The sequence below is a fragment of the Brevundimonas sp. UBA7506 genome (assembly GCF_002479495.1).
Classification (GTDB): Bacteria; Pseudomonadota; Alphaproteobacteria; order Caulobacterales; family Caulobacteraceae; genus Brevundimonas.
Genome location: NZ_DLNQ01000004.1, coordinates 1 through 12727, shown reverse-complemented (window position 1 = coordinate 12727; position 12727 = coordinate 1). Strand labels below are relative to the sequence as shown.

The 12727-nt window shown below is 65.0% G+C and carries 6 protein-coding genes; 5 read left to right on the top strand and 1 reads right to left on the bottom strand.

The window, feature by feature from the left end; genetic code table 11:
• Window positions 1-3578 (top strand): DNA-directed RNA polymerase subunit beta (gene rpoB / locus B3K53_RS01625; RefSeq protein WP_292082331.1); only part of this gene is annotated, 3578 nt, incomplete at its 5' end.
• A gap of 99 nt (window positions 3579-3677) precedes the next feature.
• The gene (rpoC, locus tag B3K53_RS01620; RefSeq protein WP_292082330.1) at window positions 3678-7874 is read left to right on the top strand and encodes a DNA-directed RNA polymerase subunit beta'; all 4197 of its coding nucleotides are present in this window, start codon (window positions 3678-3680) and stop codon (window positions 7872-7874) included.
• A 107-nt stretch (window positions 7875-7981) separates the two neighbouring features.
• Here the strand turns inward: rpoC and B3K53_RS01615 are convergent, their stop codons facing one another.
• Window positions 7982-9055, bottom strand: coding sequence for a hypothetical protein (locus B3K53_RS01615; RefSeq protein ID WP_292082329.1), 1074 nt, complete (start codon window positions 9053-9055; stop codon window positions 7982-7984).
• Window positions 9056-9437: 382 nt separating this feature from the next.
• Between B3K53_RS01615 and rpsL the strand changes: the two genes are divergently transcribed.
• The 3 genes from rpsL to fusA all read left to right on the top strand — a co-directional run bounded on the left by rpsL (window position 9438) and on the right by fusA (window position 12593).
• Window positions 9438-9812: a 30S ribosomal protein S12 gene (gene rpsL / locus B3K53_RS01610; RefSeq protein WP_008260482.1), complete on the top strand. Its 375-nt coding sequence runs from the start codon at window positions 9438-9440 to the stop codon at window positions 9810-9812.
• Between the two features lie 78 nt (window positions 9813-9890).
• Entirely contained in the window at window positions 9891-10364 is a 474-nt protein-coding gene (gene rpsG, locus B3K53_RS01605) for a 30S ribosomal protein S7 (protein ID WP_292082328.1), read from the top strand.
• Between the two features lie 150 nt (window positions 10365-10514).
• The gene (gene fusA / locus B3K53_RS01600) at window positions 10515-12593 is read left to right on the top strand and encodes an elongation factor G (protein ID WP_292082327.1); all 2079 of its coding nucleotides are present in this window, start codon (window positions 10515-10517) and stop codon (window positions 12591-12593) included.
• Window positions 12594-12727 lie beyond the last annotated feature (134 nt).

Genomic DNA, 12727 nt, shown 5'->3' with positions numbered 1-12727 from the left:
ACAAGGGCAAGACCCACTCGTCTGGCAAGCTGCTGTTCGCCGCCCGCGTCATTCCCTACCGCGGCTCGTGGCTGGACTTCGAGTTCGACGCCAAGGACGTGGTCTACGTTCGTATCGACCGTCGCCGTAAGCTGCCGGCCACCAGCTTCCTGCTGGCCCTGGGCATGGACGGCGAGGAAATCCTCAAGACCTTCTACGAGACCGTGCCCTACGAGAAGCGCGGCGAAGGCTGGGTCACGCCCTACAAGCCCGAGCGTTGGCGCGGCGTGAAGCCGGAGTTCGACCTGGTCGACGCGGACACCGGCGAAGTGGTCGCGCAAGCCGGTCAGAAGATCAGCGCCCGCGCCGCCAAGAAGCTGGCCGACGGCGGTCTGGTTTCGCTGTCGCTGGCGGCTGACGCCCTGCTGACCAAGTATCTGGCGGCCGACGCTGTCAACTATGAGACCGGCGAGATCTACGCCGAGGCTGGCGACGAGCTGGACGCCGAAACGATCGCCCTGCTGGAAGAGCGCGGCTTCACCACCATCGACGTGCTGGACATCGACCACGTCACGGTCGGCGCCTACATGCGCAACACGCTGCGCATCGACAAGAACACGGGTCGTGAAGACGCCCTGTTCGACATTTATCGCGTCATGCGTCCGGGCGAGCCGCCGACCCCGGAAGCCGCCGAGGCCATGTTCAACTCGCTGTTCTTCGACGCGGAGCGCTACGACCTGTCGGCCGTGGGCCGCGTGAAGATGAACATGCGTCTGGAAACCCCCGAGGTTTCTGACGAAATCCGCGTCCTGCAAAAGGACGACGTGCTGAAGGTGCTGCAGATCCTGGTCGGCCTGAAGGACGGCCGCGGCGAGATCGACGACATCGACAACCTGGGCAACCGTCGCGTGCGTTCGGTCGGCGAGCTGCTGGAAAACCAGTACCGCGTCGGTCTGCTGCGCATGGAGCGCGCCATCAAGGAGCGCATGAGCTCGGTCGATATCGACACGGTCATGCCGCACGACCTGATCAACGCCAAGCCGGCCGCCGCCGCCGTGCGTGAATTCTTCGGCTCGTCGCAGCTGTCGCAGTTCATGGACCAGACCAACCCGCTGTCGGAAATCACCCACAAGCGTCGCCTTTCGGCGCTTGGCCCGGGCGGTCTGACGCGTGAGCGCGCCGGCTTCGAAGTCCGCGACGTTCACCCGACCCACTACGGCCGCATCTGCCCGATCGAAACGCCGGAAGGCCCGAACATCGGTCTGATCAACTCGCTGGCCACCCACGCGCGCGTCAACAAGTACGGCTTCATCGAGAGCCCCTACCGTCGCGTGAAGGACGGCAAGGCCACGGACGAGGTGGTCTACATCTCGGCCATGGAAGAGGCGAAGCACGTCATCGCCCAGTCCAACATTGAGCTGAAGGCGGGCGAGATCGTCGAGGACCTGGTCCCCGGCCGGATCAACGGTGAATCCCAGCTGCTGACCAAGGCCGACGTCGACATGATGGACGTGTCGCCGAAGCAGGTCGTTTCGGTCGCCGCGGCCCTGATCCCCTTCCTGGAAAACGACGACGCCAACCGCGCACTGATGGGCGCCAACATGCAACGTCAGGCCGTGCCTCTGGTGCAGTCGGACGCGCCGCTGGTCGGCACCGGGATGGAAGCGGTCGTGGCCGTGGACTCGGGCGCTGTGGTGATCGCCAAGCGTGACGGCGTCGTCGAGCAGATCGACGGCACGCGTATCGTTCTGCGCGCCACCGGCGACGTGGACGCCGGTCGCTCGGGCGTCGACATCTACCGCATGTCGAAGTTCCAGCGTTCGAACCAGTCGACCTGCATCAACCAACGCCCGATCGTGCGCGTTGGCGATGAAGTGAAGGCCGGCGACGTGATCGCTGACGGTCCGTCGACGGACCTGGGCGAACTGGCTCTGGGCCGTAACGTCCTGGTCGCCTACATGCCCTGGAACGGTTACAACTTCGAAGACTCCATCCTGATCTCGGAGCGCATCGTGCGCGACGACATCTTCACCTCCATTCACCTCGAGGAATTCGAAGTGATGGCGCGTGATACGAAGCTTGGGCCGGAAGAAATCACCCGCGACATCCCGAACGTCGGCGAGGAAGCCCTGCGCAACCTCGACGAAGCGGGCATCGTGGCCATCGGCGCCGAAGTCCAGCCGGGCGACATCCTGTGCGGCAAGGTCACGCCGAAGGGCGAAAGCCCGATGACGCCGGAAGAGAAGCTGCTGCGCGCCATCTTCGGCGAGAAGGCTTCGGACGTCCGCGACACCTCGCTGCGTCTGCCGCCCGGCGTCGCCGGCACGGTCGTCGACGTGCGCGTCTTCAACCGTCACGGCGTCGACAAGGATGAGCGCGCCGTCGCGATCGAGCGCGCTGAAATCGAACGCCTCGGCAAGGACCGCGACGACGAGCTCAAGATCCTTGAGCGCAACGTCTATGGCCGCCTGAAGCCGCTGCTGCTCGGCAAGGACGCCGTCTCGGGCCCGAAGGGCATGGGCCGCGGCGAAGTGACCGAAGAGAAGCTGGCCGAAGTGTCCAAGGGCCTGTGGTGGCAGGTCGCCCTCGACGACGAGAAGGCGATGGGCGAACTCGAGGCGATGAAGAAGCAGTTCGAGGACGCCCGTAAGGCCCTCGACCGCCGCTTCGAAGACAAGGTCGAGAAGCTGCAGCGCGGCGACGAGCTGCCGCCGGGCGTCATGAAGATGGTCAAGGTCTTCGTGGCCGTGAAGCGCAAGCTTCAGCCGGGCGACAAGATGGCCGGCCGTCACGGCAACAAGGGCGTCATCTCGAAGATCCTGCCGATCGAGGACATGCCGCACCTGGACGACGGCACCCACGTCGACATCGTTCTGAACCCGCTGGGCGTGCCTTCGCGCATGAACATCGGTCAGATCTTCGAAACCCACCTGGGTTGGGCTGCCGCCGGTCTCGGCAAGCAGATCAAGGGCCTGCTCGATAACTGGATGGACGGCGGTCTGCGCGAGGCCCTGGTCACGCGTCTGACCGAGATTTACGGCGCCGACACGCCTCTGCCGGAATCGGACGAGGACCTGATCGAGCTGGCTCAGAACCTGGCCAAGGGCGTGCCCTTCGCGACCCCGGTCTTCGACGGCGCGCACATCTCGGACATCGAGGACCTGCTGGAAACGGCCGGTCTGGATCGTTCGGGTCAGTCGATCCTGTTCGACGGTCAGACGGGCGAGCAGTTCAAGCGTCCGGTCACGGTCGGCTATGTGTACATGCTGAAGCTGCACCACCTGGTCGACGACAAGATCCACGCCCGCTCCATCGGCCCGTACTCGCTCGTCACCCAGCAGCCGCTGGGCGGTAAGGCGCAGTTCGGCGGTCAGCGCTTCGGGGAAATGGAGGTCTGGGCTCTGGAAGCTTACGGCGCCGCCTACACCCTGCAGGAAATGCTGACGGTGAAGTCCGACGACGTGGCCGGCCGCACCAAGGTCTACGAAGCGATCGTCCGCGGCGACGACAGCTTCGAAGCCGGCATTCCCGAGAGCTTCAACGTGCTCATCAAGGAAATGCGCTCGCTGGGCCTGAACGTGGAGCTGGAGAACGGCTGATCGGAAACAAGGCCCTCTCCCGCACGGCGGGGGAGGGCGGTCCGACCGCCTCTCCTCTCTGAATGATTTTCGCGGGGCAGCCCCGCAGAAGGAAAAAAGATGAACCAGGAAGTCCTGAACATCTTCAACCCGGTTCCGGTCACCCCGACCTTCGACCAGATCAAGATCGCCCTGGCCTCGCCGGAGAAGATCCGTTCGTGGTCGTTCGGCGAGATCAAGAAGCCGGAAACCATCAACTACCGCACGTTCAAGCCCGAGCGTGACGGCCTGTTCTGCGCCCGTATCTTTGGCCCGACCAAGGATTACGAATGCCTATGCGGCAAGTACAAGCGCATGAAGTACAAGGGCATCATATGCGAGAAGTGCGGCGTTGAAGTCACGCTGGCTCGCGTTCGCCGTGAGCGCATGGGTCACATCGACCTGGCCGCTCCGGTCGCCCACATCTGGTTCCTGAAGTCGCTGCCGTCGCGCATCTCGCTGATGCTGGACATGGCGCTGAAGGACGTGGAACGCGTCCTCTATTTCGAAAACTACATCGTCACCGAGCCGGGCCTGACCCCGCTGAAGCAGAACCAACTGCTGACGGAAGACGAGTTCTATCGCTACCAGGAGGAATACGGCGACGACGGCTTCACGGCTGAAATCGGCGCCGAGGCCGTCCGCAACCTGCTGATGGGCATCGACCTGAACGCCGAGGCCGAGCGCCACCGCGCCGAGCTGGCCGACAATCCGTCGGAAATGAAGGCCAAGAAGGCGTCCAAGCGCCTGAAGCTGATCGAGGCCTTCCTGGAGTCGGGCAACAAACCCGAATGGATGATCCTGACGATCGTGCCGGTCATCCCGCCGGAACTGCGCCCGCTGGTGCCGCTGGACGGCGGCCGCTTCGCCACGTCGGACCTGAACGACCTCTATCGCCGGGTCATCAACCGTAACAACCGCCTGAAGCGCCTGATCGAGCTGCGCGCGCCCGACATCATCATCCGCAACGAAAAGCGGATGCTGCAGGAGTCGGTCGACGCCCTGTTCGACAACGGCCGTCGCGGCCGCGTCATCACGGGCGCCAACAAGCGTCCGCTGAAGTCGCTGGCCGACATGCTGAAGGGCAAGCAGGGTCGCTTCCGTCAGAACCTGCTGGGCAAGCGCGTCGACTACTCGGGCCGTTCGGTCATCACCGTGGGCCCCGAGCTGAAGCTGCACGAGTGCGGCCTGCCGAAGAAGATGGCGCTCGAGCTGTTCAAGCCCTTCATCTATGCGCGTCTGGACGCCAAGGGCCTGTCGGGCACTGTCAAGCAGTCCAAGCGCATGGTCGAGCGCGAGCAGCCGCAGGTCTGGGACATCCTGGAAGAAGTGATCCGGGAACACCCGGTGATGCTGAACCGCGCGCCGACGCTGCACCGTCTGGGCATCCAGGCGTTCGAGCCGAAGCTGATCGAGGGCAAGGCCATCCGCCTGCACCCGCTGGTCTGCACCGCCTTCAACGCCGACTTCGACGGCGACCAGATGGCCGTTCACGTCCCGCTGAGCCTCGAGGCCCAGCTGGAAGCGCGCGTCCTGATGATGTCGACGAACAACATCCTGTCGCCCGCCAACGGCAAGCCGATCATCGTGCCGTCGCAGGATATCGTTCTGGGCCTGTACTACCTGTCGCTGGTCAAGGATAACCAGCCGGGCGAGAACAAGCTGTTCGCCAACATGGGTGAAATCGACGCCGCCCTGGACGCTGGCGTCGTCAAGCTGCACACCAAGATCAAGGCCCGCTGGACCGAGATGAACGAGGCTGGCGAAGTCGTCACCAAGGTCATCGACACGACCCCGGGTCGGATGAAGCTGGGCGCTCTGCTGCCGCACAACGCCAACATCGGTTACCGCCTGCTCGACAAGAACCTGACCAAGAAGGAAATCGGTAACCTGATCGATCAGGTCTATCGTCACTGTGGTCAGAAGGCGACGGTCATCTTCGCCGACCAGATGATGCAACTGGGCTTCCGCGAAGCCGCCAAGGCCGGCATTTCCGTTGGTAAGGACGACATCGTCATCCCCGCCAAGAAGGAAGCCCTGGTCAACGAAACCCGCACCCAGGTCGAGGAGTACGAGCAACAGTACGCCGACGGTCTGATCACCAAGGGTGAGAAGTACAACAAGGTCGTCGACGCCTGGGCCAAGGCTACGGACAAGATCGCTGACGAGATGATGGGCGAAATCGCCCAACCTCGCGTCCTGATCAAGGGCCAGGAGCCGGACATCAACTCCGTCTTCATGATGGCCAACTCCGGCGCCCGTGGTTCGCAGGCGCAGATGAAGCAGCTGGGCGGCATGCGCGGCCTGATGGCCAAGCCCTCGGGCGAGATCATCGAGACGCCGATTATCTCGAACTTCAAGGAAGGCCTGACCGTCCTTGAATACTTCAACTCCACCCACGGCGCCCGTAAGGGTCTGGCCGACACCGCGCTGAAGACCGCCAACTCGGGCTACCTGACCCGTCGTCTGGTGGACGTGGCGCAGGACTCCATCGTCACCGAGGAAGACTGCGGCTCGACGCGCGGCATCACCCTGCGCGCCGTGGTCGAAGGCGGCGACGTCCTGGTCTCGCTGGGCCAACGCGTCCTGGGTCGCTATGCGGCCGAGGACATCAAGGAACCGGGCGGCGACACGATCCTCTTCCCCGCAGACACCTACCTGCAGGAAGAAGAGATCGAGGTCATCGATCAGGCCGGCGTCCAGTCGATCAAGGTCCGTTCGGCCCTGACCTGTGAAGCTGAAGCCGGCATCTGCGGCATGTGCTATGGTCGCGACCTGGCGCGCGGCACCAACGTCAACATCGGCGAAGCGGTCGGCGTCATCGCCGCTCAGTCGATCGGCGAGCCGGGCACCCAGCTGACGATGCGTACCTTCCACATCGGCGGTACGGCCCAGGTGGCGGAAACCTCGTTCTACGAGGCGACCAACGCCGGTACGGCCAAGATCGTCGGCCCGACCGTCACCGCCGCACACGGCGACCTGGTGGCCCTGAGCCGCAACGTGGTCGTGGTCGTGGTCGTCGACGGCAAGGACCGCGAGACCCACAAGGTCCCCTACGGCGCCCGCATCCGCGTCAAGGAAGGCGCAGACATCGCCAAGGGCCAGCGTCTGGCGGAGTGGGACCCCTACACCACGCCGATCCTGACCGAAGTCGGCGGCGTCGTTCGCTTCGAGGACCTGGTCGACGGCCTGTCCGTCCGCGAAGAAACCGACGAAGCGACGGGCATCGCCCAGCGCGTGGTTTCCGACTGGCGCGCCAGCCCCCGCGGTTCGGACCTGCGTCCGGCCATGGGCATCACGACTGGCGACACCTACGCCAAGCTGGCCTCGGGCTCTGACGCCCGCTACCTGCTGCCCGTGGGCGCCGTTCTGTCCGTGTCGAACGGCGACGAGGTCAAGCCGGGCGAGATCATCGCCCGTGTTCCGACCGAAGGCGCCAAGACCCGCGACATCACCGGCGGTCTGCCGCGCGTGGCCGAACTGTTCGAAGCCCGTCGTCCGAAGGACTGCGCCGTCATCGCCGAAATGGATGGCCGCGTTGAGTTCGGTCGCGACTACAAGAACAAGCGTCGCATCAAGATCACCCCGGAGCCGGATGCCGACGGCAACCAGGCCGAGGCGGTCGAGTTCCTGATCCCGAAGGGCAAGCACATCTCTGTGCACGACGGCGATCTGATCCAGAAGGGCGACTACATCATCGACGGCAACCCGGATCCGCACGATCTGCTGCGCATCCAGGGCGTCGAGGCGCTGGCCGAGTATCTGGTGAACGAAGTGCAGGAGGTCTACCGACTGCAGGGCGTGCCGATCAACGACAAGCACATCGAAGTCATCGTCCGTCAGATGCTGCAGAAGGTCGAAGTCATCGACTCCGGCGAAACCACCCTCATCCGTGGCGACACGGTCGAGGTGGCCGAGGCGGCCTTCGAGAACGCCAAGGTCGAGAAGCGCGGCGGCCGTCTGGCTGTCACGCAACCGGTCCTGCTGGGCATCACCAAGGCGTCGCTGCAAACCCGCAGCTTCATCTCGGCGGCGTCCTTCCAGGAAACCACGCGCGTCCTCACCGAGGCTTCGGTCCATGGCAAGAAGGATCTGCTGGAAGGCCTCAAGGAAAACGTCATCGTCGGTCGTCTGATCCCGGCGGGCACGGGCGCCTATCTGCGCTCGCTGCAGAAGCTGGCGAACGAGCGCGACGCCCAACTGACCCAGGCTCGCGAAGACGCCATCGAGCCCCTGCCGGCCGATCTGGCGCTGGAACTGGAGCAGCCGGAAGGCTGATCCGTTCTCGGGCCTGAAGACTGAAGAGGGCGGCGCCGGCGACGGCGCCGCCTTTCTTTTTTGCGCCGTTGGGCGGCTTGAGGCCGAAGCGGGCGCTCCCAGGCCCTCTATTGCGGCGGACGCTCAAGCGTTCGGCGTTCGCCTTCGTTGACGGTGCTGCGCGCGCCTTGGCGCATGTCGACGCCCTGGACGTCCCTGAGGTGGGCGCCGGCGCAGCCTGTGCCGAAGTTTGAGCCTGGGCAGTCGGCCGGCCCCAGGACGCCGACGCCGCCAGACAGAGGGCGACGTTGCTGCTCGTAGCGCTGCATCTCCCGGGCACCTTCGCGAGCGAAGCGGGCGTCGCGTTGGGCGTTGCCGCTGCCTGTGATGGCGCGCTGGGCGCCCTCGGCGGCGCGGGCGTTGAAGCGCTCGTCGCAGATGGCCTGTTCGCCGCGCGTCAGGATGGCCGAGGACGGGCATCCCGCCGGAGAGGTTCGCAGGGCGCGGGCGTTGCGTCCGGCCTGGCCTTCAGGGGCGACGCGCCAGGCGTCGGAGACGCCGTCCACGCCTGAAGCCGCCGCCGAGGGGGCGCCGGGCGCCGGGTTGGCGAGCCGCGGGGCTGGGGCGGCGGGCAGGCCGTCGCGCGCTTCGTCTTCATCCTTCTTGCGGGGACGGAGCGCCGTGACGGGGGCGGTAGCGGCCGGCGCCGCGCGTTCGGCTGCAGCGGGAGGCGCCGGCGCGGGCGCAGGGACGGGCGCCGGGGCGGGCGGAGCGGGAGCACGCGTCGGTGCGGGCAGGGGCGTCGGGGGAATTGTCGGCGCAGTCCGGGGCGGCGCCTGAGGCAGCGGCTGCGGCGCAGGTGTTGGAGCGGGCGTCGGCAAGGGGGCGGGTGCTGATCGTTCGGGCGTGGGCACGGCCCGTTCCGGCGTCGGCGTCGGCAGCGGCTCGACGGTCGGTTCAGGCGGCAGCGGCGTCGGCCGCAGGATCGGCTGGAGCGGCGGCAGGGACGGCCGCTCGATCTCGAGCTGGATGATGGGTTGCAGGTCGGGGGGCGCGACCGGATGCTCTTCGCTGGCCGCAAGCAGGACCATCGAGCCCAGAACCACCACATGCATCACGAGCGAGGCGCCGGCCAGCAGCGTGCGGCGCGTCCCAGGACGTAGACGACGAACTGGCGCGCGGGCCAGAACTGCAACGCTCATTGCGGCTCCCCAATCCTCGTCGAGAAAGATGGCAAGGCAAGCATGGCAATATAGGGGCGAGTCTCGCCCTTTATGGAACCGTGTTTCTGACGGGGCGCGTTGGCCGCCTCCGGGCGTGAATCACTTGACGCCTTTACCCATCGCGCGTAAACGGCGCGCACTTTCGAGACGTGGGCGGTTCGCTGTCTGCTGAGATCGTGACAATTGAACGGACGGGCTGTGCCCGCCGGAACGCCCAAAGCGCGCGTTCCGGCTTTTTCGTTTGGCTGTTCCGGCTCGCTCGATCAACACCCGGGCGGCGCTTCGGCGGCGTCCAAAAGAAGGCTCATGAGGCGCCCCGGCCGAAAGGCACACGCCTCCACATCGAAAAGAGACAAATCGTATGCCTACGATCAACCAGCTGATCCGCAAGCCGCGCAAGCCCAAGCCCACCCGCAACAAGGTGCCGGCTCTGGAGGGTTCGCCCCAGCGTCGCGGCGTTTGCACCCGCGTCTACACCACGACCCCGAAGAAGCCGAACTCGGCTCTGCGTAAGGTCGCCAAGGTCCGTCTGGCCAAGAACGGCTACGAAGCCGTTTGCTACATCCCCGGCGAAGGCCACAACCTGCAGGAGCACTCGGTCGTGCTCATCCGCGGCGGCCGCGTGAAGGACTTGCCCGGCGTTCGCTACCACATCCTGCGCGGCGTGCTCGATACGCAAGGCGTCAAGGACCGCAAGCAGCGTCGTTCGCACTACGGCGCCAAGCGTCCGAAGTAAGCGAACCGCTTTCAGGCCTGCTGGTCTGGACCCTCAGAGATTTTCCCGGCGTCAGTCGGGTACTGCAAGGAATAACCCATGTCGCGTCGTCACCGCGCCCAGAAGCGTGAAGTTCTGCCGGATCCCAAGTTCGGGGACCTGGTGGTCACCAAGTTCATGAACTACGTCATGTACGAAGGTAAGAAGGCCGTCGCCGAAAACATCGTTTACGGCGCCTTCGACATCCTGGCCGAGAAGAAGAAAGACCACACCGCGGTCGAAACCTTCCACGCCGCTCTCGACAACGTCGCCCCGTCGGTCGAAGTCCGTTCGCGCCGCGTCGGCGGCGCCACCTACCAGGTGCCGGTCGAAGTCCGTCCGGACCGTCGTCGCGCCCTGGCCATCCGTTGGCTGGTCAACGCCGCTCGCAAGCGCGGTGAAAACACCATGACGGAAAAGCTGGCTGCTGAGCTGCTGGACGCCTCGAACAACCGCGGCACCGCGGTCAAGAAGCGTGAAGACACCCACAAGATGGCCGAGGCCAACCGCGCCTTCAGCCACTACCGCTGGTAAGCGTCTTAAAACCGTCCCCCTTTGCGTTTATGGGGACGGCGGCGTTCTAAGACGATCCGGCGCGGGCGTTCAGACTGAACCGCCCGCGCCGTCATATCCGACACCAATGGGCGCTCGCCGCGTCCGGGAAGCAGCCCGAAGGCAACTCCAATGCCCCGCACACACAAAATCGAAGACTACCGCAACTTCGGCATCATGGCCCACATCGACGCGGGCAAGACGACGACGACCGAGCGGATCCTGTTCTACACCGGCCGTAACCACAAGATGGGCGAGACGCACGACGGTGCGTCCACCATGGACTGGATGGACCAGGAGCAGGAACGCGGCATCACCATCACGTCGGCCGCGACGACCGCCTTCTGGAAAGGCAAGCGCCTCAACATCATCGACACCCCCGGCCACGTGGACTTCACCATTGAAGTCGAGCGCTCGCTGCGCGTGCTCGACGGCGCCGTGACCGTTCTGGACGGCAACGCCGGCGTTGAGCCGCAGACGGAAACCGTCTGGCGCCAGGCCGACAAGTACAAGGTTCCGCGCATCGTCTTCGTCAACAAGATGGACAAGATCGGCGCTGACTTCGCTGCTTCGGTGCAGTCGATCCGCGACCGTCTGGGCGCCAAGGCTGTGCCGATCCAACTGCCGATCGGCGCTGAAAACCTGCTGAAGGGCGTCATCGACCTGGTCGAAATGAAGGCTCTGGTCTGGGAAACCGACACCGTCGGCGCCGACGCCGATGTCCGCGACATCCCGGCCGACATGGCTGACGAAGCCGCCGCTGCTCGCCAGTACCTGATCGACAACGCCGTCGAGCTCGACGACGACGCCATGGAAGCCTACCTGGGCGGCGAAGAGCCCTCGGTCGAAGTGCTGAAGAAGTGCATCCGTAAGGCCGTTCTGACCGGCGCCTTCTACCCGATCCTGGGCGGCTCGGCCTTCAAGAACAAGGGCGTTCAGCCCCTGCTCGACGCCGTCATCGACTACCTGCCGTCGCCGACCGACATTCCGGCCACCCCGGGCATCGACTTCCGTACGGAAGAGCCGGTCACCCGCAAGGCCTCGGACGAAGAGCCCCTGTCGGTTCTGGCGTTCAAGATCATGGACGACCCCTTCGTCGGCTCGCTGACCTTCTGCCGCCTGTACTCGGGCAAGATGGAAACCGGCATGTCGCTGCTGAACTCGTCGCGTGACAAGAAAGAGCGCGTCGGCCGCATGCTGCAGATGCACTCGAACAACCGCGAGGACATCAAGGAAGCCTACGCCGGCGACATCGTCGCCCTGGCCGGCCTGAAGGAAACCCGCACGGGCGACACCCTGTGCGACCCGATCAAGTCGCCCATCATCCTCGAGAAGATGGAATTCCCGGCGCCGGTGATCGAGATCTCGGTCGAGCCGAAGACCAAGGCCGACCAGGAGAAGCTGGGCGTGGCTCTGGCCAAGCTGGCTTCGGAAGACCCCTCCTTCACCGTCTCGACCGACCACGAGTCGGGCCAGACGATCCTGAAGGGCATGGGCGAACTGCACCTGGACATCAAGGTCGACATCCTGAAGCGCACCTACAAGGTCGAAGCCAACATCGGCGCGCCGCAGGTGGCCTACCGTGAATCGCTGGGCCGCAAGGTCGACATCGACTACACGCACAAGAAGCAGACCGGCGGTACGGGTCAGTTCGCTCGCGTCATGATCACCTTCGAGCCGGGTGAAGCCGGTTCGGGCTTCGTGTTCGAAAACGCCATCGTCGGCGGCGCGGTGCCGAAGGAATACATCCCGGGCGTCGAGAAGGGTCTGGAATCGGCCAAGGAAAACGGTCTGCTGGCCGGCTTCCCGATGATCGACTTCAAGGCGACCCTGACGGACGGCAAGTTCCACGACGTCGACTCCAGCGTCTTGGCCTTCGAAATCGCGTCGCGCGCCGCCTTCCGTGAACTGAAGGAAAAGGGTTCGCCCAAGCTGCTCGAGCCGATCATGGCGGTCGAGGTCGTGACCCCCGAGGAATACCTCGGCTCGGTCATCGGCGACCTGAACGGCCGTCGCGGCATGATCCAGGGCCAGGACATGCGCGGCAACGCCATCGTCATCAACGCCTTCGTGCCGCTGGCGAACATGTTCGGCTACGTGAACACCCTGCGCGGCATGTCGCAAGGCCGCGCCCAGTTCACCATGCAGTACGACCACTATGAGCCGGTGCCGCAACACGTCGCCGACGAAGTGATCAAGAAGTACGCCTAAGTCCGTCATTTCGACGGACCCACTTGAAAACGGGGCGGTTTGACCACAAATCGCCCCGCCTATCCCCAAACCAAATGGACCCCCGGTTCGGGGACCCTCCAGGAGCTAGAGAATGGCCAAGGAAAAGTTCGAAC

Bases quoted from the DNA above. Each gene is read 5' to 3' on its own strand.
- rpoC (WP_292082330.1), top strand. From the start codon at position 3,678: ATGAACCAGGAAGTCCTGAACATCTTCAACCCGGTTCCGGTCACCCCG.
- rpsL (WP_008260482.1), top strand. From the start codon at position 9,438: ATGCCTACGATCAACCAGCTGATCCGCAAGCCGCGCAAGCCCAAGCCC.
- fusA (WP_292082327.1), top strand. From the start codon at position 10,515: ATGCCCCGCACACACAAAATCGAAGACTACCGCAACTTCGGCATCATG.
- rpsG (WP_292082328.1), top strand. From the start codon at position 9,891: ATGTCGCGTCGTCACCGCGCCCAGAAGCGTGAAGTTCTGCCGGATCCC.
- B3K53_RS01615 (WP_292082329.1), bottom strand. From the start codon at position 9,055: ATGAGCGTTGCAGTTCTGGCCCGCGCGCCAGTTCGTCGTCTACGTCCT.